Source organism: Pseudomonas sp. GW822-FHT06B12 (genome assembly GCF_058799675.1).
In genome coordinates this window covers 319,371-345,808 of record NZ_JBXALR010000003.1, presented here as the reverse complement: position 1 = coordinate 345,808, position 26,438 = coordinate 319,371, and the positions used below count along the sequence as shown (strand labels likewise).

Annotated in this window: 21 protein-coding genes; 6 read left to right on the top strand and 15 right to left on the bottom strand. The window is 59.5% G+C overall.

Translation table 11 applies throughout. The annotated features are described in order from the left end of the window. Nucleotides 1–7 precede the first annotated feature (7 nt). The 5 genes from AC1RKH_RS09105 to cobA all read left to right on the top strand — a co-directional run bounded on the left by AC1RKH_RS09105 (nt 8) and on the right by cobA (nt 8,310). Complete coding sequence (locus AC1RKH_RS09105; RefSeq protein ID WP_493061491.1) at nt 8–1,678, top strand: bifunctional protein-serine/threonine kinase/phosphatase; 1,671 nt, start codon at nt 8–10, stop codon at nt 1,676–1,678. 363 nt (nt 1,679–2,041) lie between these two features. Continuing rightward, the gene (gene nirB, locus AC1RKH_RS09100; protein ID WP_493061490.1) at nt 2,042–4,495 is read left to right on the top strand and encodes a nitrite reductase large subunit NirB; all 2,454 of its coding nucleotides are present in this window, start codon (nt 2,042–2,044) and stop codon (nt 4,493–4,495) included. Next, complete coding sequence (gene nirD, locus AC1RKH_RS09095) at nt 4,492–4,809, top strand: nitrite reductase small subunit NirD (protein ID WP_493061489.1); 318 nt, start codon at nt 4,492–4,494, stop codon at nt 4,807–4,809. The genes nirB and nirD overlap by 4 nt, the downstream gene beginning before the upstream one ends. Next, nucleotides 4,809–7,526: a nitrate reductase gene (locus AC1RKH_RS09090; protein ID WP_493061488.1), complete on the top strand. Its 2,718-nt coding sequence runs from the start codon at nt 4,809–4,811 to the stop codon at nt 7,524–7,526. Before nirD ends, AC1RKH_RS09090 begins: the two co-directional genes overlap by 1 nt. 10 nt (nt 7,527–7,536) lie before the next feature. Continuing rightward, on the top strand, nt 7,537–8,310 hold the full coding sequence (cobA, locus tag AC1RKH_RS09085; protein ID WP_493061487.1) for a uroporphyrinogen-III C-methyltransferase: 774 nt from the start codon (nt 7,537–7,539) through the stop codon (nt 8,308–8,310). An 85-nt stretch (nt 8,311–8,395) separates the two neighbouring features. On the opposite strand, the gene AC1RKH_RS09080 is transcribed toward cobA, so the two are convergent. The 9 genes from AC1RKH_RS09080 to ppsA all read right to left on the bottom strand — a co-directional run bounded on the left by AC1RKH_RS09080 (nt 8,396) and on the right by ppsA (nt 16,758). Next, complete coding sequence (locus AC1RKH_RS09080) at nt 8,396–9,370, bottom strand: OmpA family protein (protein ID WP_493061486.1); 975 nt, start codon at nt 9,368–9,370, stop codon at nt 8,396–8,398. Between the two features lie 107 nt (nt 9,371–9,477). Continuing rightward, on the bottom strand, nt 9,478–10,068 hold the full coding sequence (gene sigX / locus AC1RKH_RS09075; protein ID WP_015096065.1) for an RNA polymerase sigma factor SigX: 591 nt from the start codon (nt 10,066–10,068) through the stop codon (nt 9,478–9,480). A 90-nt stretch (nt 10,069–10,158) separates the two neighbouring features. After that, nucleotides 10,159–10,983 carry a mechanosensitive ion channel family protein gene (locus AC1RKH_RS09070; protein WP_123425629.1) on the bottom strand — a complete coding sequence of 275 codons (825 nt, stop codon included), beginning with the start codon at nt 10,981–10,983 and terminating at the stop codon, nt 10,159–10,161. A gap of 2 nt (nt 10,984–10,985) precedes the next feature. Next, complete coding sequence (locus AC1RKH_RS09065) at nt 10,986–11,231, bottom strand: CrfX protein (protein WP_123425628.1); 246 nt, start codon at nt 11,229–11,231, stop codon at nt 10,986–10,988. A 63-nt stretch (nt 11,232–11,294) separates the two neighbouring features. Then, nucleotides 11,295–12,290 carry a zinc transporter ZntB gene (locus AC1RKH_RS09060; RefSeq protein WP_493061485.1) on the bottom strand — a complete coding sequence of 332 codons (996 nt, stop codon included), beginning with the start codon at nt 12,288–12,290 and terminating at the stop codon, nt 11,295–11,297. 26 nt (nt 12,291–12,316) lie between these two features. Then, a complete protein-coding gene (gene rraA / locus AC1RKH_RS09055) occupies nt 12,317–12,808 on the bottom strand; it encodes a ribonuclease E activity regulator RraA (protein ID WP_123425626.1) in 492 nt (163 codons plus the stop codon). A gap of 88 nt (nt 12,809–12,896) precedes the next feature. Then, nucleotides 12,897–13,196, bottom strand: coding sequence for a Rieske (2Fe-2S) protein (locus tag AC1RKH_RS09050; RefSeq protein WP_493061484.1), 300 nt, complete (start codon nt 13,194–13,196; stop codon nt 12,897–12,899). A 100-nt stretch (nt 13,197–13,296) separates the two neighbouring features. Then, complete coding sequence (locus AC1RKH_RS09045) at nt 13,297–14,286, bottom strand: alpha/beta fold hydrolase (protein WP_493061483.1); 990 nt, start codon at nt 14,284–14,286, stop codon at nt 13,297–13,299. Between the two features lie 96 nt (nt 14,287–14,382). Then, nucleotides 14,383–16,758, bottom strand: coding sequence for a phosphoenolpyruvate synthase (gene ppsA / locus AC1RKH_RS09040; protein ID WP_493061482.1), 2,376 nt, complete (start codon nt 16,756–16,758; stop codon nt 14,383–14,385). Nucleotides 16,759–16,934: 176 nt separating this feature from the next. Between ppsA and ppsR the strand changes: the two genes are divergently transcribed. Next, entirely contained in the window at nt 16,935–17,753 is an 819-nt protein-coding gene (gene ppsR / locus AC1RKH_RS09035) for a posphoenolpyruvate synthetase regulatory kinase/phosphorylase PpsR (RefSeq protein ID WP_493061481.1), read from the top strand. A 135-nt stretch (nt 17,754–17,888) separates the two neighbouring features. Here ppsR and prpD read toward each other — a convergent pair whose 3' ends face one another. From prpD to AC1RKH_RS09005, 6 genes are all read right to left on the bottom strand, one after another. Next, on the bottom strand, nt 17,889–19,373 hold the full coding sequence (gene prpD, locus AC1RKH_RS09030; RefSeq protein ID WP_493061480.1) for a 2-methylcitrate dehydratase: 1,485 nt from the start codon (nt 19,371–19,373) through the stop codon (nt 17,889–17,891). Between the two features lie 210 nt (nt 19,374–19,583). Next, the gene (gene prpF, locus AC1RKH_RS09025; RefSeq protein ID WP_493061479.1) at nt 19,584–20,774 is read right to left on the bottom strand and encodes a 2-methylaconitate cis-trans isomerase PrpF; all 1,191 of its coding nucleotides are present in this window, start codon (nt 20,772–20,774) and stop codon (nt 19,584–19,586) included. A gap of 53 nt (nt 20,775–20,827) precedes the next feature. Continuing rightward, entirely contained in the window at nt 20,828–23,422 is a 2,595-nt protein-coding gene (acnD, locus tag AC1RKH_RS09020) for a Fe/S-dependent 2-methylisocitrate dehydratase AcnD (RefSeq protein WP_493061478.1), read from the bottom strand. A gap of 202 nt (nt 23,423–23,624) precedes the next feature. Further along, on the bottom strand, nt 23,625–24,752 hold the full coding sequence (gene prpC / locus AC1RKH_RS09015) for a bifunctional 2-methylcitrate synthase/citrate synthase (protein ID WP_493061477.1): 1,128 nt from the start codon (nt 24,750–24,752) through the stop codon (nt 23,625–23,627). Between the two features lie 76 nt (nt 24,753–24,828). Continuing rightward, nucleotides 24,829–25,719, bottom strand: coding sequence for a methylisocitrate lyase (gene prpB / locus AC1RKH_RS09010; protein ID WP_123425616.1), 891 nt, complete (start codon nt 25,717–25,719; stop codon nt 24,829–24,831). Continuing rightward, nucleotides 25,716–26,438: a GntR family transcriptional regulator gene (locus tag AC1RKH_RS09005; protein WP_123425615.1), complete on the bottom strand. Its 723-nt coding sequence runs from the start codon at nt 26,436–26,438 to the stop codon at nt 25,716–25,718. The genes prpB and AC1RKH_RS09005 overlap by 4 nt, the downstream gene beginning before the upstream one ends.

The window sequence follows — 26,438 nt, the reverse complement described above, 5'->3', positions numbered from 1 at the left end:
TGCGTCAATGAGCCTGCAATTGAGCTTCGCCGAGGCCAGCGCCATCGGCCCACGAGACGAGAATCAGGACGCCCTGCGCCTGGTCACGCCCGCCGCCGAACTGGCGGCGAGCAAGGGGTTTCTGTTCGCCATCGCCGACGGCGTCAGTCAATGCGCCGATGGCGGGCTCGCAGCCCGGGCAACCTTGCAGGCTCTGGCCCTCGATTACTACGCCACGCCGCAAACCTGGGCGGTGGCGCAAGCGCTGGACCGCCTGCTGCTGGCGCAGAATCGCTGGCTGCAGGCCAACGGCGGTGGCCAGCCGTTGCTCACCACCGTCAGCGCGCTGGTGCTGCGCGGTCGACGCTTCACCTTGGCGCATGTCGGCGATTGTCGGGTGTATCGTTGGCACGCCGACCAGTTGCAGCGCATCAGCGAGGACCACGTCTGGGAACAACCGGGCATGCAGCATGTGCTCAAGCGCGCATTGGGACTGGATCAGCACCTGGTGCTGGACTTTCTCGACGGCGAGCTTCGCACCGGCGAGAGTTTCGTCCTGCTGAGCGATGGCGTTTGGGCGACGCTGGGCGACACGGCCATCGCGGCCATTCTGCGCGATCAGCCCGACCTCGACAGCGCCGCACAAACCCTGGTCAACGCGGCCCACCTGGCCGGCAGTCAGGACAACGCCAGCGCGCTGCTGGTGCGGGTCGACACCCTCGGCGAAACGAGCATCGGCGATGCGCTGATCCAATTGCAGCAATGGCCATTGCCGCCGCCGCTCAGACCCGGCCAAATCTTCGAGGGCTGGCATGTCGAGAGGCTGCTTGGGCAGAGCCAGCAATCGCTGATTTACCGTGTACATGATGGGCAGCAACAGCCCTGGCTTCTGAAAACACTCCCTTTGCCGTTGAACAACGACACCGCCGCCGCACAGGCACTGCTCTCCGAGGAGTGGTTTCTCAAGCGTGTCGCCGGTCGCAGCTTTCCGGAAATTCACCCGGCGGCGCAACGTCAGCACCTGTATTACGTGATGCGCGAGTATCCGGGTGTGACCTTGGCCGAACTGTTCGCGCAAAACGGTCCGTTGCCGCTGCCCCAATGGCAACAACTGGCCGAGCGTCTGCTGCGAGCCGTGGGCATGCTGCATCGGCGGCAGATCTTCCATCGCGACATCAAACCGGAAAATCTGCTGCTGGCTGAAGACGGTGAATTACGGCTGCTGGATTTCGGTTTGGCGTACTGCACCGGTTTATCCGAAAACCAATCGAACGCGCTGCCGGGCACCCCGAGCTACATTGCCCCGGAAGCGTTCAACGGGATTTCACCGACACCGCAACAGGATCTGTACGCGGTCGGAGTGACGCTCTATTACCTGGCTACCGGGCATTATCCCTACGGGGAAATCGAAGCCTTTCAACGGCCGCGCTTTGGCCTGCCAATCAACGCCAATCGTTATCGGCCGGATTTGCCGGACTGGCTCGGGCAAAGCCTGGAACGCGCGGTATGCGCCGACCCGGCGCAACGTTATGAGACGGCGGAAGAATGGTTGCTGGTGCTGGAGCAAGGTGAACGGCGCAGTTTGAGTGTGCGACCCAGGCCGTTGCTGGAACGTGAACCGTTGAAGGTCTGGCGGACCTTGGCGCTGGTGTCGTTGCTGATCAATCTGGTGCTGTTGTATCTGGCATTTCATGGCTGAGTTTTTCGTTGATCCGAAAAGATCGCAGCCTTCGGCAGCTCCTACAGGTGTATGCGATCTTTTGATTTTTTGCTTCAAAATCGGGCATTGCGCCTTTATCCGGTGCATTAAAAAGCCAGTTACTCATAGGGAACGTCCGTAGATACGGCCCTCCCGCCACTTGGCACGACCACTGCATTACCTTTTTCACCATACATAAAGCCCAGCCTTCAACGACGAAGGGTGTGCTTCCCGAGAGAACGGGACCAGGACAAAGGCGTCCTCGCTAGGTAACTAGCGGGACGCCTTTTTTTGTTTGCGCAAAATACCTCGAGCCAGCCTGACCACCCTGATGAGGCAAGTCTGAGCTCCCCGGAGAACCTGATGAAAAAACTAAAACTGGTGATGATCGGCAACGGCATGGCCGGGGTTCGCACCCTGGAAGAATTGCTCAAGCTGAGCAGCGAGCTGTACGACATCACGGTCTTCGGCGCCGAACCCCATACCAACTACAACCGCATTCTTCTTTCGCCGGTGCTGGCGGGTGAGCAGACCTTCGACGAAATCGTGCTCAACGATCTTGATTGGTACCTGGACAACAACATCAAACTGTTGCTCAACCGCAAAGTGGTGGAGATCGACCGGGTCAAACGCCGGGTCATCGCCGAAGACGGCAGCGAAGCCGAATACGACCGTCTGCTGATCGCCACCGGTTCGACGCCATTCATCCTGCCGATTCCTGGCAATACCCTGGAAGGCGTCATCGGTTACCGCGACATTGCCGACACCCAGGCCATGATCGACACCGCCAAAACCCACAAGCACGCGGTGGTCATCGGCGGCGGCCTGCTGGGCCTTGAAGCGGCCAATGGGCTGATGCTGCGCGGCATGCACGTGACCGTGGTGCACCTTGGCGAGTGGTTGCTGGAACGGCAACTGGACAAAACCAGCGGCCAGTTGCTGCAAACCGCCCTGGAAGGTCGCGGCTTGCACTTTCGCCTGTGCGAACAGACCCAGGCCCTGCACGACGCCGGTAATGGCCGGGTCGGCTCGGTGCAGTTCAAGAACGGCGACATTATTCCTGCCGACCTCGTAGTGATGGCGGCCGGCATTCGCCCCAACACCGAGCTCGCGGAAAAATCCGGCATCCCGTGCAATCGCGGGATTCTGGTCAACGACACCCTGCAAACCTATGACCCGCGCATCTATGCGATCGGCGAATGCGCCAGCCACCGTGGCATCGCCTACGGTCTGGTGGCACCGCTGTTCGAGCAAGCCAAGGTCTGCGCCAACCACCTGGCGCAACTGGGGTTTGCCCGCTATTCGGGTTCGGTGACCTCGACCAAATTGAAAGTCACCGGCATCGACCTGTTCTCCGCCGGCGACTTCATGGGCGGCGAAGGCACCGAAACCATCACCCTTTCCGACCCCATCGGCGGGGTCTACAAAAAATTGGTGATCAAGGATGACGTGCTGGTCGGTGCCTGTCTGTACGGCGACACAGCGGATGGCGGCTGGTATTTCCGGCAGATTCGTGAGAATCACGCCATCGGCGAAATCCGCGATCACCTGATGTTCGGCGAAAACGCCTTGGGTGATGTAGGCCACCAAGGCCAGGACAAAGCCATGAGCATGGCTGACAACGCCGAAGTCTGCGGTTGCAATGGCGTCTGCAAGGGCACCATCGTCAAGGCGATTCAGGAACACGGGCTGTTCAGCGTCGACGAGGTCAAGAAGCACACCAAAGCGGCCAGCTCCTGCGGTTCCTGCGCCGGTTTGGTGGAGCAGATCCTGATCAACACCGTCGGCGGTGCGGCGGACGTCAAACCGAAGAGCGAAAAAGCCATCTGCGGTTGTAGCGACCTCAACCACGGACAGATCCGCCAAGCGATCCGCGAAGAGCATCTGCTGACCATCGCCGGGACCATGAGCTACCTGAACTGGCGCACCCCGAATGGCTGCGCCACCTGCCGTCCGGCGCTCAACTACTACCTGATTTCCACTTGGCCAGGCGAGGCCAAGGACGATCCGCAATCGCGACTGATCAACGAACGGGCCCACGCCAACATTCAGAAAGACGGCACCTACTCGGTAGTCCCACGGATGTGGGGCGGTGTGACCAATCCTGCGGAGCTGCGGCGCATTGCCGATGTGGCCGACAAGTACAACGTGCCCATGGTCAAGGTCACGGGCGGCCAGCGTATCGACTTGCTGGGGATCAAGAAGCAGGATCTGCCCGGCGTCTGGAAGGACCTGGACATGCCTTCCGGGCATGCCTACGGCAAATCGATTCGCACGGTCAAAACCTGCGTCGGCAGCGAGTTCTGCCGCTTCGGCACGCAAAACTCCACGCAACTGGGCATTGAACTGGAGCATGACCTGTTCAACATGTGGTCGCCGCACAAGGTCAAGCTGGCGGTCTCTGGTTGCCCGCGCAACTGCTCGGAAGCCGGGATCAAAGACGTAGGAATCATCGGCGTCGACTCTGGCTGGGAGATGTACATCGGCGGCAACGGCGGGATCAAAACCGAAGTCGCGGAGTTCTTCGTCAAACTGAAAACCGCCGAAGAAGTGCGCGAGTACAACGGCGCCTTCCTGCAGCTGTACCGCGAAGAAGCCTTCTACCTCGAGCGCACCGTGCACTACCTGCAACGCGTCGGCATGGAACACATCAAGAAAGCCGTGCTGGAAGACCCGGAGCGCCGCAAAGCGCTCAACGATCGCCTGCAATTCTCCCTGTCGTTCGAGCAGGACCCGTGGAAAGAACGTCTTGAGCAGCCGCTGCTGAAGAAGGAGTTCGATGTCATCCCCGTGAAAAACCTGGAGGTGCCGGCATGAACTGGCTGGATATCTGCGCACTGGAAGAAATCAACGCCTTGGGCTCACGCATCGTCAGCGGGCCAAAAGGTGACATCGCGATTTTTCGCACCAGCGACGATGAGGTTTTCGCCCTCGACGACCGCTGCCCGCACAAGGGCGGGCCGCTGTCCCAGGGACTGATCTACGGCAAACGTGTCGCTTGCCCATTACACAATTGGCAGATCGAACTGGAGTCCGGTCAGGCCCTGGCGCCCGACGTTGGCTGCGCCCATCACCATCCGGCGCGGGTGGAGAACGGTCGGGTCATGCTCGCTCTGCGGGACGCAGGCTGATGAGCCGCCAGACGACCGCCTCGACCTGCTGTTACTGCGGGGTGGGTTGCGGCGTGCTGATCGAGCATGACGGCGAGCAGATCCTCGGCGTCAGCGGCGACCCGACGCACCCGGCCAACTTCGGCAAACTGTGCAGCAAAGGCTCGACGCTGCACCTCACCGGCGACCTCGCGGCTCGGGCGCTGTACCCGGAACTGCGCCTCGGCAAAGGTATGGCCCGCAGCCGTACCGATTGGGACACCGCCCTCGATCACGCCGCCAGCGTTTTCGCCGACACCATCGCCGAGCACGGCCCGGACAGCGTGGCGTTCTATATCTCCGGGCAACTGCTGACCGAGGACTACTACGCCTTCAACAAGTTGGCCCGAGCGCTGGTCGGCACCAACAACATCGACAGTAATTCGCGACTTTGCATGTCCTCGGCGGTGGTCGGCTACAAGCGCAGCCTGGGCGCCGACGCCCCGCCGTGCAGTTATGAAGACCTTGAGCTGAGCGATTGCGTGATGATTGTCGGCAGTAACATGGCTTACGCCCATCCCGTGCTGTTTCGCCGACTGGAAGAAGCCAAATCCCGCCGACCACAGATGAAAGTCATCGTCATCGACCCTCGACGCACGGACACCTGCGACCTCGCCGACCTGCATCTGGCCATTCTGCCCGGCACCGATGTCGCGCTGTTCCATGGGATATTGCATCTGCTGCTGTGGGAAGACTGGGTCGACCGGGAGTTCATCAAAGCTCACACCGAAGGCTTGGCCGAGCTGAAAAACCTGGTCCGCGACTACACCCCGCAAATGGTCGCGCAACTCTGCGGGATCAGCGCTGAACAACTGCAGCAATGCGCCGAGTGGGTCGGCACCTCGCCAAGTTTTCTTTCGCTGTGGTGCATGGGGCTGAATCAGTCCACCGCCGGTAGCGCAAAAAACAGCGCACTGATCAATCTGCACCTGGCCACCGGGCAAATCGGCCGCCCAGGTGCAGGCCCCTTCTCCCTCACCGGTCAGCCGAATGCCATGGGAGGACGCGAAACCGGCAGCTTGTCGAACTTGCTGCCAGGTCATCGCGAAGCGGCCAAAGCGGAACATCGCGCTGAAGTGGCGGCTTACTGGGGTGTCGAAAAACTACCTGACACGACCGGGTTAACGGCCATCGAATTGTTCGAACAGGTGCAGAGCGGCAAGATCAAGGCATTGTGGATCGCCTGCACCAACCCGGCGCAGTCGCTGCCAGATCAGCAAACCGTGCGTGCGGCGTTGCAGGCTTGCCCGTTCGTGGTGCTGCAAGAAGCCTTTCGTACCACCGAAACCGCGCCCTTCGCCGACCTGCTGCTGCCTGCCGCCAGTTGGGGCGAGAAGGAAGGCACGGTGACCAACTCTGAACGGCGGATTTCCCACGTTCGCCGCGCCATCAGCGCACCGGGTGAAGCACGCCCGGACTGGGCGATCACCGTGGATTTCGCGCAACGCCTGGAACGACGTCTGCGTCCAGGACAGCCCAGCCTGTTTGCCTTCGAACAACCGGCCCAGGTCTTTGATGAATACAAACAACTGACGCGCGGACGGGATCTGGACCTATGCGGGATCAGCCATGCGCTGCTCGACCGCCTCGGCCCACAGCAATGGCCGTTCCCGGATGGCGCCTTGAGCGGAACGCCACGGCTTTATGTGGACGGGATTTTCCCTACCGAGAGCGGCCGTGCACAGTTTGTCGCCGACCCTTATCGCGCCGCCAAGGAGCAACGCGATGCACGCTTTCCGCTGACCCTGATCACCGGACGTCTGCGCGATCAATGGCATGGCATGAGCCGCACCGGCACTTCAGCGCAATTGTTCGGCCACGTCAGCGAAGCCCTGTTGAGCCTGCACCCTGATGAACTGCGTCGGTATCGGCTGAAAAACGCTGATCTGGTCAGCCTCAAAAGCCGTCGAGGCAGCCTGATCGTCGCCGTCGGCAGCGATGACAGCGTGCGCCCGGGTCAGGCATTTCTGCCAATGCACTGGGGGGACCGCTTTCTCAAGGGCGGGGTGAATGCCGTCACGCAGCCGGCGTTCGATCCCCTGTCGAAACAACCCGAACTCAAGCACAGCGGCGTGCGTATCGAACCGGTAAAGCTGCCATGGCATTTGTTCGCACTGGTTGAGGGCGATGTTCAGCAGCATTTCGAGACCTTACGACCGCTCTGCGAGGACTTTGCCTACGTCAGCCTCAGCCTGGCTGGCCGTGAACGCCCAGCGCTGCTGATTCGCGCTGCCAGCGCCCAGGCGCCCGACCCACAACGGCTGCATGACATCGATCAACTGCTGGGGCTCAACGATGGCCCGGTCCTAGCGTACGACGATCCACGGCGCGCCATTGGCAAACGCGTACGCATCGAACAGGGCCGGATTACCGCCATTCGCCTGGCAGGTGAAACCCTTGCACAGCACTGGCTGCAAAACCTCTGGCTGGAAGGTCGTGCCGACGAACAACTGCGGCGCTGGCTCTTGGCGCCGTTGAGCACGCCACCCGGCAGTGCAGGTGCATCCGTCAGCGCCAACAAAACCCTGTGCAACTGCAAAAACGTCAGCGAAGGCGCGGTGTGCGCCGGTATTCGCAGCGGGCTGGACTTGCAGGGCCTGAAACAACAACTCGGTTGCGGCACGCAATGCGGCTCCTGTGTCCCGGAAATCAAGCGTCTGTTGGCGGCCAACGTGCAGCCCATCGCAATCACGTCGTGAGGAATAGAACATGAGCGCAAAAGTCTGGTTGGTAGGTGCAGGTCCCGGCGACCCTGAATTGCTGACCCTCAAAGCCGTACGGGCGCTGAACGAAGCCGATGTGGTGCTGATCGATGATCTGGTCAACGAAGCAGTGCTGGTGCATTGCCCACAGGCGCGAATCATTGCGGTCGGCAAACGCGGAGGCTGCCGCTCTACTCCGCAAGCGTTCATTCATCGCTTGATGCTGCGTTATGCCCGCCAGGGCAAGTGTGTGGTGCGGCTCAAGGGTGGCGATCCGTGCATTTTCGGACGCGGCGGTGAAGAGGCACAGTGGTTGCGCGAACGTGAAATTGAGGTCGAGCTGGTCAATGGCATCACCGCAGGCCTGGCCGGCGCAACGCAATGCGATATTTCCCTGACCCTGCGCGGCATCGCCCGCGGCGTAACCCTGGTGACAGCGCATACGCAGGACGACAGCGAGCTCAATTGGCGAGCCTTGGCCCAAAGCGGTACGACGCTGGTGATTTACATGGGCGTGGCGAAATTGAGCTCAATTGGCGAGCAATTGCTGGCCGGCGGGATGGCGACTGATACGCCCGTGGCGATGATTGAAAATGCTTCATTGCCGCACCAGAGGGAATGTCGGAGCAACCTCACAGCGATGCAGGAAGACGCCCACAGCTTCCAGTTGAAAAGCCCGGCTATCCTGGTGATCGGTGCGGTGGCAGCCTGTGACAATGCTAAAAGATCGCAGCCTTCGGCAGCTCCTACAGAGGAGCGCCGGAGCGCCAAGTTTGCGTAAACGCCATTGCAACTTTTCGCTCAAGACCAAATCGCAGGCAAAGAAAAGCCCGGCCTAAGCCGGGCTTTTCCAAACTACACGCTAATTACTTAGCAGTAGCTTCAACCTGCGCTTCTACGCGACGGTTTGCAGCGCGGCCAGCGTCAGTGCTGTTGTCAGCAATTGGGCGGGACTTGCCGTAACCAACCGAGTGAACGCGGTTAGCTTCAACACCATCCTTGACCAGAACTTGTTTCACAGCGTCGGCACGACGCTGGGACAGCTTCTGGTTGTAAGCGTCAGGACCGACGTTGTCGGTGTGACCTTCAACAACGGTGGTGGTGTTCGGGTACTGCTTCATGAAGTCAGCCAGGTTCTTCACGTCGCCGTAGCTGTTTGGCTTGACAACAGCCTTGTTGAAGTCGAATTTCACGTCCAGTTGAACGCGAACAACTTCAGCAACTGGAGCTTCTGGCTCTGGCTCTGGAGCCGGTGCTGCAGCTACTGGAGCTGGAGCAACTTTGCCGCCAGTGCCGCCGAAGTTAACGCCCAGGCCAACTAGAGCCTGGTAGTCCCAACGACCGTTGTCCAGCTTGTAGTCAGCTTCAAGGCCGGCACGAGCGTACAAGTTGTCGGTGATGTACCACTTGGCGCCAGCACCAGTGGTCAGGTAGGTGGACTTGTCACGACCAGTGTGACCGTCAGCAGCGACGTTGGTCATGCTGCCGTGAGATACACCGCCTTCAACGTAAGGACGGATAGCGTCGCCTACGGTACCGAAGTGGTACTGGGACTTCAGGCCGAAGTGATCGCCTTTGATCCGCTGGTTGCCAGTGTCGGTGTCCGAACGGGTGTATTCGTCTTTGCGGTAGGTCGCGTTGATCGAAACGTCGTCGGTCAGGAAGTAGCCGATCGAGACGCCAGGAGTGCGGCCGTTCTGGTAGGAATCGACGCTGTGGTTCCAGGTTTTACCCCAGAACGCCTCACCTTCGACCGCGCCTTGGCCTTGTGCCAGAGCGCCGAACGAAGTAGCGGCAATAAGAGAACCAATGGCCAAGCCCAAGGTGTTTTTCAGTTTCATCCGTTAAATCCCCATCTGGTGATTGTAAAGCAGTCCCGCAAACCGGGGGACAACTCGGCGGCAAGTCTATCAGAACTTGCCTACACGTAAGAGATATTTGCGCCGAACTAAGTTTCAGCGATGCCTGCAAATTTCTCACGCAATTTGTCAAGAGCGCGTTTGTACCGCATTTTCGTTGCACTCAAACCCATGTGCATGATGTCTGCGATCTCCTGAAACTCCAACTCTGCGACAAATCGTAGCACTAGAATTTCTCGGTCAATCGGGTTCACATACACTAACCAGCGATCAAGTCCACCCTTTTCCTCAGGTTTCGGCGTCTTCTCTTCAGACGCTTCCTCAAGGGGGTCCAGACTCAAAGCGTCCATCAAGCGACGCTTACGCCGTTCCTTCCGATACTGTGTGATGCATTCGTTGTACGTGATGCTGTAGAGCCAGGTTTTGAACTTCGATTTGCCTTCGAAGTTCTTCAAACCGTACAACACCTTCAACATCACTTCCTGACAGACATCATCTGCGTCACGATCGTTCCCAAGATACCGTGCACAAACGTTAAATAATGTTCTCTGATAACGCCGCATCAGCTCTTCGTAGGCGCGCGTCACGTGAAACAGCTCCGTGTGCGAGCGCGCGACCAACTCCTCATCAGAGAGCTCGCGGGGGTCGTAGCGCATGGATAGCGATTGGGCTTTATTCAAAACAAGTCGGGCCGACAGTCAGGTCAATGTCCGCCGCAACCCAGGGTATCGGGTATTTAGCGGCGGCATACATTAGCAGGGTTTGCCGGGTTAGCGGCTACTAACATGCTGTTCCAGGAGGATCCGATTGGAAAGTGAGACTAGCTCACCCTCGTCGGTCAGCAATGTAGTTTTAACCGTGCCGATCTCTTCGATCTGGCCTTCGACCTCACCAACACGCACTTGTTGCCCAACCTGATACAACTCACGCACATAGATTCCCGCAAGAATCTGGCCGGCAATTTCCCGGCTTCCCAACCCCATGGCCAAGGCAACTGCCAGACCAACGGTAATCAAAACAATCACGATCACATGGTTCAGCAGGTCGGTTTTGACCTCCAACTGACTGATCGCGACCGAAATACTGATGATGATCACCAAGCCTTGAGCGATACGCCCCAGGCCCGATGCGTAATCCAGTCCTACACCTTCTGCGGCGCCGCGCACCAGCCCATTGGCCAATTGCGCGAGCAGCACGCCCACCAGCAACACCAGCGCGGCGCCGAATACTTTCGGCACATACAACGCCAACATATCGAGCGTAGCCGAAACTCGCTCCAAGCCAAGGGATTCTGCAGCAGAAACCAGAAAAATCAGCAAAACGAACCAATAAACGATCTTTCCGATCAGGGTCGAGATCGGCACCTGCAGGCCTGCGCGAGCCAGCAGCTTGGTCAAACCGGTACCGCCCATCAAGCGATCCAGGCCCAGTTTTGCGAGTAATTTGGAAAGCAGGGTGTCGAGCAGCTTGGCCACGACAAAACCCAGCAAAAGCACTACCAGTGCGCCGAACAGGTTCGGAATGAAGTTCGCTACCTTGGTCCACAACGCTGTCATTGCCGTGACGAGGCTCTGAGTCCAGAGATCAAGTTCCATATTCAATCAGCCTTATCAGCAGTGCGAGCAGTAGGTTTACGACGGGAAACCGGCGAGACATGGGCCGATCCGTTATTCAGGGCGATCATCAGCGCGGGCAGCCAGCGGCCCAGCAGGCTGAACAGGTCACCGGCGCCGACCTGGCGGTTGGCGGTTTTCAGTACACGCCCCAGACAGGCATCGTCGTCACGGGTGGACGGTGATGCCTTGAGCATGTCGCGCAAGGACTGTTCAAACGGATCGTGCATACGCACCTCTCGTGATATCTGTGAAAGACGCGATCAAAATTCTCCGGGTCACATGGCTCTCCCTCATACCCAGCGCAAACGCCGGAACAACCACCACTGCCCCACCCCTACTGTCACCATCATCAGGCAGGCAATCACGAAGCCATAAGGGTTTCCGGAAAAAGGAACTCCGCCGACGTTTATACCGAGTAAACCGGTCAGAAAACTCATCGGCAGGAAGATCCCGGTGATGATCCCGAAGCGGTACATGATGCGATTCATGCGTACGTTCAATCGCCGGTCTTCGCTCTCCAGCACCAGCCCCACGCGCTCCCGGGTCAATTCCAGCTCTTCCAGATAGCGCGTCAGGCTGTTGTTCAATTCGTTCCAGTAGTCGCCATCATCGTCGACAAACCACGGCAGTTTTATCTTGGTCAATTGACCGAAGATATCCCGCTGCGGAGCAAGGAAACGCTTCAGTCCTGCCGCTCGCCGACGGATCTGCAAAACAGCGCCATGTTCCGGAGTATACCGTTCGTCGGCATCCAGCTTTTCTTCCTCGTCATCGACGATTTCGGAGAGATCGCTGACCAGATCCTGCACTTTATGGGTGAGGTACTGAGCCATATACAGGATCAGTTCGGAGGTGGTTTTCGGCCCCTTGCCCTCGTTCAGCTGCACCAGCAACTCATCGGTCGCGCGCAACGGTCGCAATCGCAGGGAAATGACCCGCTGAGCAGAGGCGAAGATCCGCACCGAGACCATGTCTTCAGGCTCGGCACCCGGATTGAGGTTGATTCCACGCAAAAACAGCAACAGCTCGGAGTCCGGTAGCGCCAACAGGCGCGGCCGGGTGTTTTCTTCGAGCAACAGATCGCAGCTGAACTCATTCAGACCGCTGGATTTACGCAACCAGGTCTGAGTTTGCGGGTGACTACGGTCCCAGTGCAGCCAGAGGCTTTCATGGGGTTGCAGTTGCAGGTCATCAAGTTCAGTCCGGGCAAGCCAACGCGCACCGCCTTTACCATCCAGCACCAGGGCATGCACCAGCCCCCACTGCGCGTTTTCTTCCTCGAACATCCTCACCCCTGGCTTGAATCAGTTATTTATTCTGGCATTTTCAACGGACTTGGCGAAATGATCACGCCATTGTTGTCCGCATAGATGTATTCACCCGGACGGAAAGTCACGCCAGCGAAGGTTACCGCAACGTTCAGGTCACCGAGGCCACGCCTGTCGGTTTTCATCGGATGGCTGGCCAGCGCCTGCACGCCCAGATCGGTCTGCGCAATAACGTCGACGTCACGGATGCAGCCGTAGATCACCAGCCCTTCCCAACCGTTTTTTGCGGCTTTCTCGGCGATCATGTCGCCCAGCAGGGCGCGGCGTAGCGAACCACCGCCATCGACCACCAGCACCTTGCCATTCCCTTTGAGCTCGACCTGCTCCTTGACCCGCGAGTTGTCTTCGAAGCACTTGATGGTAACGATTTCGCCGCCGAAGGAATCACGGCCGCCAAAATTGCTGAACATCGGTTCCAGCACCTGCACCAGTTCCGGGTAGGCATCACACAGGTCGGGAGTGAGGTAATGGTTCATCGAGAAACTCCTGTAAGAGAAAGAACACGATTGTGGGCTGTCGAAAATCGCCAGGGTTGCAGTACTGAAACGAGTAGTCGCAAAGAGATTAAACATCGATCCCGATGCAATCACCCTCGTAAGCCACCTCCAACATGCTCAAGCCAGGGCATGGTGCCTGTACCGGAATGCCGCTGGGCAACTGAAACTCAATGCCATGGCGCTGACAACGCAGGATATTTCCCGAGAGTGTCGCGACGCTCAACGACGCACCTTTATGTGGGCAGCTGTCTATCAGCAACAACGGCTGATTATCCAGCACCAACAACAGCAGGCTACGCCCTTCGACCTGGAACGTCCGCCGATAACCTTCATCCAGATTGACCAGACGCTCAAGTGGCACGAACATAAGGCTGACTCAGCAACCGATTGTGACCAGAACAGCTCAATGCGTCATATCTTAGCCGTTAGCTGATCGGAACGAAACGCTCTTGTCAGAGCATTCGTACTCAGACTGCTGTAGCCAAATCCGGCTTGTCAGCCAGTAATGGCGTCTGCTGATCAGTCAGCCAGCGCTGCACCAACGGCCAGACTTCGGCCTGTGCAGCTTTGCTGACCAGCATTTCAACATGCCCAAAATTGTCCGAAAAGCCCTGCTCGCGCCCCAGACAGATGAACTGTTTGTGCGCAGAGCCGATCTGATCGAACAGCTTGCGACACGCCCAATCGGGGTCCTGATGATCACTGGTCGCGCTAACACCCAGGACCGGCACCTGAACCTCGGCAAGCCCCGCCCACCAATCTTTTTCGGCATCGCCGAAGCGTCCGAACAAGCCGTACCAGCGCATGCCTTCCAGGGCCAGGCCTATCGGCTCGTCCTCCGGACCACGCTTGAGGCGAGAACCCGAAATCTGCGCGAAACGCTTCAGGATGAACCGCCCGCTCCACTCCACCGGCGGAAATTTCAGCGGCCAGTAGGTTCGACTGACCTGCGTACCAAAGAACGCAGCGGAGGCGACTGCCGGCTCACCCAGGTACTGACCACCCAGCGCTGCCGCGAGGGTGATACCGCCCAGTGAATGACCAATCCAGTGCGGAATCTGTCCGCTTTGCTCGCGAACGAACGCTGCAATCGCCGGCAGATCGTAACGGGCGTAGTCGGCAACGCGGTTCTTTCGATAGTTCTGATTGCGCTGAGACAAGCCGTGACCGCGCATTTCCGGGATCCACACATCAAAACCAGCGCGCGCCAGGTAGGCGCCCAGACCAAGGCCTTTGGGGGAAAACCAGAAACGCCGATTGGAAAAGCTGCCATGCAGCAAAATCACCGGAACGCCACGCACGGAAGGTTCATCGGCCATACCCAGGCGGGTGACCGCCAGCTCGACGGTGCCATCCGGGCTGTTGCCGGGTTTCAAGCGATAGACGTCCTCGCTCAGATCGCCGCGACGCTCGGCGCTGATCAAGGCGACAGGAAACAGGTTGCTGCTGCTTTGCATAATGCTCTTGCACAAAAAAGGGCGGGGTCCATCTGGATGCCGCCCTACTTGAATCCTAAAGGAGCCGATCATCAATCAGCCCCTTCACTCAACACATCAGACCGCAGCCTGACCTTCAGCCAGGAAGAACCAGGTTTCCAGTACGGAATCCGGGTTCAACGAAACGCTTTCGATACCCTGCTCCATCAGCCACTTGGCCAGGTCCGGGTGATCGGAAGGACCCTGACCGCAAATACCGATGTATTTGCCAGCCTTGTTACAGGCCTGAATCGCGTTGGACAGCAATTTCTTGACCGCCGGATTACGCTCGTCGAACAGGTGCGCGATGATCCCTGAGTCACGGTCCAGGCCCAGAGTCAGCTGGGTCAGGTCGTTGGAGCCGATGGAGAAACCGTCGAAGAACTCGAGGAACTCTTCAGCGAGGATCGCGTTGGACGGCAGTTCACACATCATGATGACGCGCAGACCGTTTTCGCCACGCGCCAGGCCGTTCTCGGCCAACAGGTCCACGACCTGGCTGGCTTCGCCCAGAGTACGGACGAACGGCACCATGATTTCGACGTTGGTCAGGCCCATATCGTTGCGCACGCGTTTCAGCGCGCGGCATTCGAGTTCGAAGCAATCACGGAACGACTCGCTGATATAACGCGAAGCGCCACGGAAGCCCAGCATCGGGTTTTCTTCTTCCGGCTCGTAGAGCTTGCCGCCGATCAGGTTGGCGTATTCGTTGGACTTGAAGTCCGACAGACGCACGATGACCTTTTTCGGCCAGAACGCGGCGGCCAGGGTGCTGATGCCCTCGACCAGTTTCTCGACGTAGAAACCAACCGGATCGTTGTAACCGGCGATGCGCTTGTCGACGCTTTCCTTGATTTCCGACGGCAGACCGTCGTAGTTCAGCAGTGCTTTAGGATGCACACCGATCATGCGGTTGATGATGAACTCCAGACGGGCCAGGCCCACACCGGCGTTCGGCAACTGCGCGAAATCGAAAGCGCGATCCGGGTTACCGACGTTCATCATGATTTTGAACGGCAGTTCCGGCATGGCGTCGACGGAATTTTTCTTGATGTCGAAGCCCAACTCGCCTTCGAAGATGAAACCAGTGTCGCCTTCAGCGCAGGAAACCGTCACGCCCTGCCCGTCTTTCAACAGTTGGGTGGCGTTACCGCAACCGACGACGGCCGGAATGCCCAGCTCGCGGGCGATAATCGCCGCGTGGCAGGTACGGCCGCCACGGTTGGTGACGATGGCGCTGGCGCGCTTCATGACCGGTTCCCAGTCCGGGTCGGTCATGTCGGAAACCAGAACGTCGCCCGGCTGGACTTTGTCCATCTCGGAAACGTCTTTGATGATGCGCACTTTACCGGCGCCGATGCGCTGGCCAATGGCGCGACCTTCAACCAGCACGGTGCCGGTTTCTTTCAACAGGTAACGTTCCATGACGTTGGCCTGGGTGCGGCTCTTCACGGTTTCAGGGCGAGCCTGAACGATGTACAGCTTGCCGTCGTCGCCGTCTTTGGCCCATTCGATGTCCATCGGGCACTTGTAGTGCTTCTCGATGATCATCGCCTGTTTGGCCAGTTCGCTGACTTCAGCATCGCTCAGGCAGAAACGCGCGCGCTCGGCCTTGTCGACATCGACAGTCTTGACCGAACGACCGGCCTTGGCTTCGTCGCCGTAGATCATCTTGATGGCTTTGCTGCCCAGGTTGCGGCGCAGGATAGCCGGACGACCTGCTGCCAGCGTGCCTTTGTGGACGTAGAACTCATCCGGGTTCACCGCGCCTTGTACGACGGTTTCGCCCAGGCCGTAGGCGCCGGTGATAAACACCACGTCACGGAAGCCGGATTCGGTATCGAGGGTAAACATTACGCCGGCAGTGCCGGTTTCCGAACGGACCATGCGCTGCACGCCAGCCGACAGGGCAACCAGTTTATGGTCGAAGCCCTGATGCACGCGGTAGGAAATGGCGCGGTCGTTGAAGAGGGAAGCAAACACTTCCTTGGCGGCGCGAATGACGTTTTCGACGCCACGGATGTTCAGGAAGGTTTCCTGCTGGCCGGCGAAGGAAGCGTCCGGCAAGTCTTCGGCGGTCGCCGAGGAGCGCACGGCCACGGCCATGTCCGGGTTACCGGCCGACAGTGTGGCGAACGCGGTGCGGATTTCGGCGTTGAGCTTCTCCGGGAATTCGGCTTCCATGATCCATTGACGAATTTGCGCACCGGTTTTCGCCAGGGCGTTCACGTCGTCTACGTCCAGCGCATCGAGGGCTGCGTGGATCTGGTCGTTCAAACCACTTAATTCGAGAAAATCACGATAAGCCTGAGCCGTCGTGGCAAAGCCACCCGGGACCGATACACCGGCCCCCGCAAGATTACTGATCATCTCGCCCAGGGATGCGTTCTTGCCCCCCACATGCTCTACATCATGGACGCCGAGCTTATCGAGGGAAACTACGTACTCTACCAAGGTGATCTCTCCACTAACTGTGTTGGAAAAGCTCAGGGCGCTGGCGGCTCATCAGGAGCATTTGCCAGCGATATGGCCTGGACCTGGAAAATAAGTGAGAATGCGGGCCAATCCAGGCCGACAAACCGCGCCTATCATATCCAAGAATCGTCACCAGCTTAAGGCCCAAGGCGCAAATGAAACGATCTGCTTTCTTTATCTCCGATGGCACGGGCATTACAGCCGAAACCCTGGGTCAAAGCCTGTTGGCGCAGTTCGAAAACATTACCTTCAGCAAAGTCATACGACCGTACATCGACAACGTGGACAAAGCGCGGGCCATGGTACAACAAATCAACATGGCCGCCGAAAAGGACGGATTTCGTCCAATCATCTTCGACACGATCGTCAACCAGGATATTCGTGAGATCCTCGCGACCTCCAATGGTTTCATGATCGACATTTTCTCGACCTTCCTCGCGCCGCTCGAGCAGGAGTTGAGCGAACACTCGTCGTACTCGGTCGGCAAATCCCATTCCATTGGCCACAACTCCAATTACATGGAGCGTATCGAGGCGGTGAACTTCGCCCTCGACAACGACGACGGCGCCCGTACGCACTATTACGACAGCGCAGACCTGATCCTGGTCGGCGTGTCGCGCTGCGGCAAAACCCCGACCTGCCTGTACATGGCCATGCAATTCGGGATTCGCGCGGCAAACTACCCGCTGACCGAAGACGACATGGAGCGCCTGCAACTGCCAACGGCATTGCGTGCCCACAAGCACAAGCTGTTTGGCCTGACCATCGATCCGGACCGCCTCACCGCGATCCGCAACGAACGCAAGCCCAATAGCCGCTACTCGAGCTACGCCCAGTGCGAGTTCGAAGTGCGCGAAGTCGAGAACCTGTTCCGCCGCGAGAACATCGCGCACATCAACTCCACGCATTTTTCCGTGGAAGAGATTTCGGCGAAGATTCTGGTGGAGAAGGGGGTTGAGCGGCGCTTCAAGTAGGTTTTCAGCGCCTGATCTACCGCCATCGCGAGCAGGCTCGCTCCCACAGTTGATCTTCAGTGAACACGGTATTGTGTACGACGAAGAAACAATGTGGGAGCGAGCCTGCTCGCGATGAACGATTACGCGGTCTGGCTAGATCACCCACAAATCGACAAAACGGTTAACCGGAGTTGCCTCAAGTTTTGCCTGATCCTTGCACAGGGCAAATATCTGCGCCGAGCGTTGCGCAGTGAATCGGGTTGCCAGATTGGCCTTGAATTTGTCCTCCAGCAAGGGAATGCCATCGGCGCGGCGACGACGATGACCAATCGGGTATTCGACCACCACTTGTTCGGTGCTTGAGCCGTCCTTGAAGAACACTTGCAGGGCGTTGGCGATGGAGCGCTTGTCGGCCTCCAGATACTCGCGGGTGTAGCGCGGGTCTTCGACGATGACCATCTTCTCGCGCAGCACATCGATGATCGGGTGCGCCGCGTGAAACTCGTCTTCGTACTGTTCAGCCAGCAGATTGCCGAAGGCCAGCGGTACCGCCGTCATGTACTGGATGCAGTGGTCGCGGTCTGCGGCGTTGGCCAGTTGGCCGACCTTGGAAATGATGCGAATCGCCGACTCGTGGGTGGTGATGACGATCTTGTCGATTTCATGCAGACGATTGCTCACCTGCGGGTGCAGGGTCACCGCTGCCTCGCAGGCGGTCTGCGCGTGGAACTCGGCCGGGAAGCTGATCTTGAACAGCACGTTTTCCATCACGTAGGTGCCGTACTTCTGCGAGAGACTGAAGGTGCGTTTATCTTCAGGCTTGAGCGCCAGATCCTTGTTCGTGTGGCTGAACAGCACGTCGTAGAAACCCCATTGCGGCGCTGTCAATACGCCCGGAATGCCCATCTCGCCACGCATGGCGATGTCCGCCAGCCGCACGCCACGACTGGATGCATCACCCGCCGCCCAGGACTTGCGCGAACCGGCGTTCGGCGCGTGACGGTAAGTGCGCAGTGCCTGGCCGTCGACAAAAGCGTGGGACAGCGCCGCCAACAGTTGCTCGCGATTGGCGCCCATCAGTTTCGCGGTAACGGCCGTCGAGGCGACTTTGACCAGCAGGACATGGTCCAGACCGACCCGATTGAAAGAGTTTTCCAGGGCAATCACGCCCTGAATCTCGTGGGCCATGATCATCGCGTCCAGCACCGCTCGCACGGTCAGCGGTGCATCGCCATTGGCCACGCGTTTCTGCGACAGGTGATCGGCAACCGCGAGGATCCCGCCGAGGTTGTCGGACGGATGCCCCCACTCGGCGGCCAGCCAGGTGTCGTTGTAGTCGAGCCAACGGACGATGCAGCCAATGTCCCACGCAGCTTTGACCGGATCGAGGCGCAAGCGGGTGCCGGGAACACGTGCGCCGAAGGGTACGACCGTGCCTTCGACGATGGGACCCAGGTGTTTGGTGCATTCGGGAAAACGCAGGGCCAGCAGGCCGCAGCCGAGGGTGTCCATCAGGCAATTGCGGGCGGTGTCCAACGCCTCTTTGGACTCTATCTTGAAGTTCAGGACGTAGTCGGCAATGTCCTGCAGGACCTTGTCGTAGTCGGGACGGTTGTTCAGGTCGACGTTGGCGCTCATGTTCGATTCACTCTGGCAGTGGTTCGTAGATGGGACCTCGGTTCAGGGGCAATCTCAGTCGGTTACATCATTCTTATTGTTGAAAAACGGTCAATTGTGGGAGCGAGCTTGCTCGCGATGGCGGTGTGACAGCCAACATAGATACTGAATGTTATGGCCTCATCGCGAGCAAGCTCGCTCCCACAGGGTTCACGTGAGGTTTGTATTACCTCAGAAAGCGTCACCCGGCACGCGCACCCAGCCTTCCATCAACACCCGCGCACTGCGGCTCATGATGGCTTTGGTCACGGTCCATTCGCCGTCGACCAGATGAGCTTCGGCGCCGACACGCAAGGTGCCCGACGGATGCCCGAAACGCACGGCGTTGCGTGGAATACCACCGGCAGCGAGGTTGACCAGCGTGCCGTCAATCGCCGCAGCGGTGCCGATGGCGACGGCAGCGGTGCCCATCATCGCGTGGTGCAGCTTGCCCATGGACAGCGCCCGGACCAGCAGGTCGACATCACCCGCGGCCACCGGCTTACCACTGGAGGCGAGGTAATCGGCAGGCCGTGCGACGAACGCAACCTTGGGGGTGTGCTGACGCTTGGCGGCGTCGTCGAGGTTCGAAATCAACCCCATACGCAGCGCACCGTACGCCCGGATGGTCTCGAACATCGCCAGCGCTTTCGGGTCGCCGTTGATGTCGCCCTGCAACTCGGTGCCGGTGTAACCGATGGCGTCCGCGTTGAGGAAAATGGTCGGGATACCAGCATTGATCATCGTCACCTTGAGGGTGCCAACGCCTGGCACTTCCAGGTCATCGACCAGGTTGCCGGTCGGGAACATCGAACCACCGGCGCCCTCCTCTTCGGCCGCCGGGTTCATGAATTCAAGCTGCACTTCCGCGGCCGGAAAGGTCACGCCATCGAGTTCGAAATCACCGGTTTCCTGCACCGCGCCGTTGGTAATCGGCACGTGGGCGATGATGGTCTTGCCGATATTGGCCTGCCAGATGCGCACCACCGTCACACCGTTGTGCGGGATGCGACTGGCCTCTACCAGACCGCTGCTGATGGCGAACGAACCGACCGCCGCCGAGAGGTTGCCGCAGTTGCCGCTCCAATCGACAAAAGGCTTGTCGATGGAGACCTGACCGAACAGGTAATCGACATCGTGATCGGCCTTGATGCTCTTGGACACGATCACCGTTTTGCTGGTGCTCGAGGTCGCCGCGCCCATGCCGTCGATTTGCTTTTCGTACGGGTCAGGGCTGCCGATCACACGCAACAGCAACGCATCGCGGGACGGGCCCGGAACCTGTGCCGATTCAGGCAAATCCTGCAAGCTGAAGAACACGCCTTTGCTGGTGCCGCCCCGCATGTAGGTGGCGGGGATCTTGATTTGAGGTACGTGAGCCATGGTGTTCCTTATGTGCCGGAGCAGGACTCGAAGCCCCGCCCCGGCAAGTCGCGTTAGACGGCAACAGCCGATTCAAGGAAGTCCTGGGCGAAACGCTGTAACACGCCACCAGCTTCATAGATCGAGACTTCTTCAGCAGTATCGAGACGGCAAGTGACCGGCACCGACACCTGTTCACCGTTCTTGCGGGTGATGACCAGCGTCAGTGTGGCGCGCGGAGTGCGCTCGCCGATCACGTCGAAGGTCTCAGTACCGTCAATGCCCAGGGTCTTGCGATCAGTACCCGGCTTGAACTCCAGCGGCAACACGCCCATGCCCACCAGGTTGGTACGGTGGATGCGTTCGAAACCTTCGGCTGCAATAGCCTCGACCCCGGCCAGTCGCACACCCTTGGCGGCCCAGTCGCGGGACGAACCCTGACCGTAGTCTTGACCTGCGATGATGATCAGCGGCTGCTTGCGCTCCATATAGGTTTCGATGGCTTCCCACATGCGCATGACCTGGCCTTCCGGCTCGACACGCGCCAGCGAACCCTGCTTGACCTTGCCGCTTTCCTGAACCATTTCGTTGAACAGTTTCGGGTTGGCGAAGGTCGCGCGTTGTGCGGTCAAGTGGTCACCGCGGTGCGTCGCGTAAGAGTTGAAGTCCTCTTCCGGCAGGCCCATTTTCGCCAGGTATTCGCCGGCGGCGCTGTCGAGCATGATGGCGTTGGACGGCGACAGGTGATCGGTGGTGATGTTGTCCGGCAGCACTGCCAGCGGGCGCATACCCTTGAGCGGACGGGCCCCGGCCAGCGCGCCTTCCCAGTACGGCGGACGGCGGATGTAGGTGCTCATCTCGCGCCAGTCGTACAGCGGTTTGACTTTCGGGCCGGTGTCTTCGTGGATGGCGAACATCGGAATGTAAACCTGACGGAACTGCTCCGGCTTGACCGACGCCTTGACCACCGCGTCGATCTCTTCATCACTCGGCCAGATGTCCTTCAGGCGGATGTCCTTGCCGTCGGCCGTCAGGCCCAACACGTCTTTTTCGATGTCGAAACGAATGGTCCCGGCAATGGCGTACGCCACCACCAGCGGCGGCGACGCGAGGAACGCCTGCTTGGCGTACGGGTGAATCCGACCGTCGAAGTTGCGGTTACCCGACAACACGGCGGTGGCGTACAGGTCACGGTCGATGATTTCTTGCTGGATCACCGGGTCCAGCGCACCGGACATACCGTTGCAGGTGGTGCAAGCGAACGCCACCACGCCGAAACCAAGCTGTTCCAGTTCAGTGGTCAGGCCGGCTTCATCCAGGTACAGCGCCACGGTTTTCGAACCCGGTGCGAGGGACGATTTGACCCATGGCTTGCGGGTCAACCCGAGCTTGTTGGCGTTGCGTGCCAACAGGCCGGCGGCGATGACGTTGCGCGGGTTGCTGGTGTTGGTGCAACTGGTGATGGCGGCAATGATCACCGCACCATCCGGCATCTGACCGGGCACATCGTCCCACTGGCCAGAGATGCCTTGAGCGGCGAGGTCCGAGGTGGCGACACGGGCGTGGGGATTGCTCGGCCCCGCCATGTTGCGCACCACCGTAGACAGATCGAAGCTCAACCCGCGCTCGTATTGCGCGCCCTTCAGGCTGTCGGCCCACAGACCGGTCTGCCTGGCGTAGCTCTCGACCAACTGCACCTGCTCGTCTTCACGGCCAGTGAGTTTCAGGTAGTCGATGGTTTGCTGATCGATGTAGAACATCGCCGCGGTGGCGCCGTATTCCGGAGCCATGTTGGAAATGGTTGCGCGGTCGCCGAGAGTCAGTGCCGAGGCGCCTTCGCCGAAGAATTCCAGCCAGGCGCCGACGACTTTTTGCTGACGCAGGAACTCGGTCAGCGCCAGCACCATATCGGTGGCGGTGATGCCCGGTTGCAGCTTGCCGGTCAGTTCAACGCCGACGCTTTCTGGCAGGCGCATCCAGGACGCGCGGCCGAGCATCACGCTTTCGGCTTCCAGACCGCCGACACCGATGGCGATCACGCCCAGCGCATCGACGTGAGGCGTGTGGCTGTCAGTGCCGACGCAGGTATCCGGGAACGCCACGCCGTCGCGCACCTGAATCACCGGAGACATTTTCTCCAGGTTGATCTGGTGCATGATGCCATTGCCCGGCGGAATCACGTCGACGTTCTTGAAGGCCTTCTTGGTCCAGTTGATGAAGTGGAAGCGGTCTTCGTTGCGACGGTCCTCGATGGCGCGGTTCTTTTCGAACGCCTCCGGATCGAAGCCACCGCGCTCAACGGCCAGGGAGTGGTCGACGATCAGTTGCGTTGGCACCACCGGGTTCACCTGCGCAGGATCGCCGCCTTGCAGGGCGATGGCGTCACGCAGGCCGGCGAGGTCAACCAGGGCGGTCTGGCCAAGAATATCGTGGCACACCACGCGCGCCGGGAACCACGGAAAGTCGAGGTCGCGCTTGCGCTCGATGAACTGCTTCAGGGATTCGGTGAGCGTGGCCGGGTCGCAACGGCGTACCAGGTTTTCCGCCAGCACGCGGGAGGTGTACGGCAGGGTGTCGTAGGCGCCGGGCTGGATAGCCTCGACTGCCGCACGGACGTCGAAGTAATCCAGATGGGTGCCGGGCAGCGGTTTGCGAAATTCTGTGTTCATCGTCAGGACTCGGTCACGGTAGTTTCAGAGGGGGCGCGCCTGGCACCGGTTTGAAGTGAACTCGGTTTACTGTGGGAGCGAGCTTGCTCGCGATGACTGAGTCACATCCAACATTGATGTCGACTGACCCACCGCTATCGCGAGCAAGCTCACTCCCACAGGGTTTTCGGTTCATTCAGCAACCAGCGTCGGTGCCCACCGGTCAGCGTTGTTCGATTGGCACGAACTTGCGCTGTTCGACGCCGACGTACTCGGCGCTCGGGCGGATGATGCGGTTGTTGGCACGCTGTTCGAACACATGCGCCGCCCAGCCGGTCAGGCGCGAGCAGACGAAAATCGGCGTGAACAGCTTGGTCGGAATGCCCATGAAGTGGTACGCCGAGGCATGGTAGAAGTCGGCGTTGGGGAACAGTTTCTTCTGTTCCCACATGGTCTTGTCGATGGCTTCGGACACAGGGAATAACACAGTGTCACCGACTTCGTCAGCGAGCTTTTTCGACCAGCCCTTGATCACTTCATTACGCGGGTCGTTGTCTTTGTAGATCGCGTGACCGAAGCCCATGATCTTGTCTTTGCGCTCAAGCATGCCGAGGGTGCCTTTGATTGCCTCCTCCGGCGATGCGAAGCGCTGAATCATTTCCATCGCTGCCTCGTTGGCGCCACCATGCAGCGGGCCGCGCAGGGAACCGATGGCCGCAGTAACGCAGGAGAACAGGTCGGACAAGGTCGATGCGCAAACGCGGGCGGTGAAGGTCGACGCGTTGAACTCGTGTTCCGCGTAAAGGATCAGCGAAACGTTCATCACCTTGACGTGCAACTCGCTCGGCTTCCTGTCGTGCAGCAGGTGCAGGAAATGCCCGCCGATCGACTCTTCATCGGTCACGCAGTTGATGCGTTTACCGTCGTGGCTGAAGCGATACCAGTAGCACATGATCGCCGGGAACGCGGCCAGCAGCCGGTCGGTTTTATCGTGTTGCTCGGAGAAGTCTTTCTCCGGTTCAAGGTTGCCGAGGAACGAGCAACCGGTGCGCATCACGTCCATCGGATGGGCGTCGGCCGGGATGCGTTCGAGCACTTCCTTGAGCGCTTGCGGCAGGTCACGCAGCTTGCTCAGTTTGCTGATGTAGGCGGCCAGTTGCGCCTTGTTCGGCAGCTCGCCGTAAAGCAGCATGTACGCCACTTCTTCGAAATGCGCTTGCGCCGCCAGTTCGCGAACGTCATAGCCGCGATAGGTCAGGCCTGCGCCTTCTTGTCCCACAGTGGACAATGCGGTTTGCCCGGCCACCTGGCCACGCAGCCCGGCGCCACTCAATACTTTTGCTTCGGCCATTGCTGTCTCCAATCTTGAATTTGTCAGGGAATCTGTAGGAGCTGTCGAGTGAAACGAGGCTGCGATCTTTTGATCTTTACTTCTTCGCAGCAAACAACGCATCGAGCTTCTGCTCGAAGGTGTGGTAATCGATGCGATCGTAAAGCTCCATGCGGGTTTGCATGGTGTCGATGACGTTCTGTTGCGTACCGTCGCGGCGGATCGCGGTGTAGACGTTTTCCGCGGCTTTGTTCATGGCACGGAAGGCCGACAGCGGGTACAGCACCAGCGACACATCGGCGGCTCTCAGTTGCTCGACGGTGTACAGCGGCGTCGAGCCGAACTCGGTGATGTTGGCCAGAATCGGCGCTTTGACGCGGCTGGCGAACAGCTTGTACATCTCAAGCTCGGTGATGGCTTCCGGGAACACCATGTCGGCGCCGGCTTCAATGCACGCCGCGGCGCGATCCAGTGCCGACTCCAGACCTTCCACCGCCAGGGCGTCGGTGCGGGCCATGATCACGAAGCTGTCATCGGTGCGCGCATCGACAGCGGCTTTGATCCGATCGACCATTTCCTGCTGGGAAACGATCTCTTTGTTCGGACGGTGACCGCAGCGCTTGGCGCCGACCTGGTCTTCGATGTGAATCGCCGCCGCGCCAAACTTGATCATCGACTTCACGGTGCGCGCAACGTTGAACGCCGAGGAACCAAAACCGGTGTCCACGTCCACCAACAGCGGCAGATCGCAGACGTCGGTGATCCGGCGTACGTCGGTCAGCACATCATCGAGGCCGGTAATGCCCAAATCCGGCACACCGAGAGAACCGGCAGCGACCCCGCCACCGGACAGATAGATAGCCTTGAAACCGGCGCGCTTGGCCAGCAGCGCATGGTTGGCGTTGATCGCGCCGACCACTTGCAAAGGTTGCTCGCTGGCAACCGCATCGCGGAAACGCTGGCCTGGTGTGCTCTTGTTGGAACTCATGACTCACCTCGTGGAGTGGCTGTCTGATGGGCGCCGTCCTGATAGTGACGGGCGATATTGCGTTTTGAAGCGCCGATGTGACGACGCATCAACAACTCGGCCAATTCACCGTCACGGTCGGCGATGGCGTCGAGAATCCGGTGGTGCTCGGCGAACGCCTGGCGCGGCCGATTGGGCGTGGCGGAAAACTGGATGCGGTACATGCGCACCAGTTGATACAGCTCGCCGCAGAGCATTTGCGTCAGCGTGCGGTTGCCACTGCCCTGAATGATCCGGTAGTGAAAGTCGAAATCGCCTTCCTGCTGGTAATAGCCGACACCTGCCTGAAACGCCGCATCGCGCTCGTGGGTTTCCAGCACCCGGCGTAGCTCATCGATTTCTTCGCTGGTCATGCGCTCGGCAGCCAGGCGGCAGGCCATGCCTTCCAGGGACTCGCGAATTTCATAGAGTTCGAGCAACTCGGCGTGGCTCAGCGACACCACCCTTGCCCCCACATGCGGGACGCGCACCAGCAGGCGCTGACCTTCCAGGCGATGGATCGCCTCACGCAATGGCCCACGGCTGATGCCGTAGGTGCGCGCCAGCTCAGGCTCGGAGATCTTGCTGCCCGGGGCGATCTCGCCTTTGACGATGGCCGCCTGAATGCGTCGGAAGACATTTTCGGAAAGGGTTTCCGAATCGTCTGACGCCATCACTGGGGGATCGAGTTGATCCAGCAT

Excerpts from the sequence above, each read along its gene's own strand:
- AC1RKH_RS09105 (WP_493061491.1), top strand. The coding sequence starts at position 8 with ATGAGCCTGCAATTGAGCTTCGCCGAGGCCAGCGCCATCGGCCCACGA.
- nirB (WP_493061490.1), top strand. The coding sequence starts at position 2,042 with ATGAAAAAACTAAAACTGGTGATGATCGGCAACGGCATGGCCGGGGTT.
- nirD (WP_493061489.1), top strand. The coding sequence starts at position 4,492 with ATGAACTGGCTGGATATCTGCGCACTGGAAGAAATCAACGCCTTGGGC.
- AC1RKH_RS09090 (WP_493061488.1), top strand. The coding sequence starts at position 4,809 with ATGAGCCGCCAGACGACCGCCTCGACCTGCTGTTACTGCGGGGTGGGT.
- cobA (WP_493061487.1), top strand. The coding sequence starts at position 7,537 with ATGAGCGCAAAAGTCTGGTTGGTAGGTGCAGGTCCCGGCGACCCTGAA.
- AC1RKH_RS09080 (WP_493061486.1), bottom strand. The coding sequence starts at position 9,370 with ATGAAACTGAAAAACACCTTGGGCTTGGCCATTGGTTCTCTTATTGCC.
- AC1RKH_RS09070 (WP_123425629.1), bottom strand. The coding sequence starts at position 10,983 with ATGGAACTTGATCTCTGGACTCAGAGCCTCGTCACGGCAATGACAGCG.
- AC1RKH_RS09065 (WP_123425628.1), bottom strand. The coding sequence starts at position 11,231 with ATGCACGATCCGTTTGAACAGTCCTTGCGCGACATGCTCAAGGCATCA.
- AC1RKH_RS09060 (WP_493061485.1), bottom strand. The coding sequence starts at position 12,290 with ATGTTCGAGGAAGAAAACGCGCAGTGGGGGCTGGTGCATGCCCTGGTG.
- rraA (WP_123425626.1), bottom strand. The coding sequence starts at position 12,808 with ATGAACCATTACCTCACTCCCGACCTGTGTGATGCCTACCCGGAACTG.
- AC1RKH_RS09050 (WP_493061484.1), bottom strand. The coding sequence starts at position 13,196 with ATGTTCGTGCCACTTGAGCGTCTGGTCAATCTGGATGAAGGTTATCGG.
- AC1RKH_RS09045 (WP_493061483.1), bottom strand. The coding sequence starts at position 14,286 with ATGCAAAGCAGCAGCAACCTGTTTCCTGTCGCCTTGATCAGCGCCGAG.
- ppsR (WP_493061481.1), top strand. The coding sequence starts at position 16,935 with ATGAAACGATCTGCTTTCTTTATCTCCGATGGCACGGGCATTACAGCC.
- prpD (WP_493061480.1), bottom strand. The coding sequence starts at position 19,373 with ATGAGCGCCAACGTCGACCTGAACAACCGTCCCGACTACGACAAGGTC.
- prpF (WP_493061479.1), bottom strand. The coding sequence starts at position 20,774 with ATGGCTCACGTACCTCAAATCAAGATCCCCGCCACCTACATGCGGGGC.
- acnD (WP_493061478.1), bottom strand. The coding sequence starts at position 23,422 with ATGAACACAGAATTTCGCAAACCGCTGCCCGGCACCCATCTGGATTAC.
- prpC (WP_493061477.1), bottom strand. The coding sequence starts at position 24,752 with ATGGCCGAAGCAAAAGTATTGAGTGGCGCCGGGCTGCGTGGCCAGGTG.
- prpB (WP_123425616.1), bottom strand. The coding sequence starts at position 25,719 with ATGAGTTCCAACAAGAGCACACCAGGCCAGCGTTTCCGCGATGCGGTT.
- AC1RKH_RS09005 (WP_123425615.1), bottom strand. The coding sequence starts at position 26,438 with ATGCTGGATCAACTCGATCCCCCAGTGATGGCGTCAGACGATTCGGAA.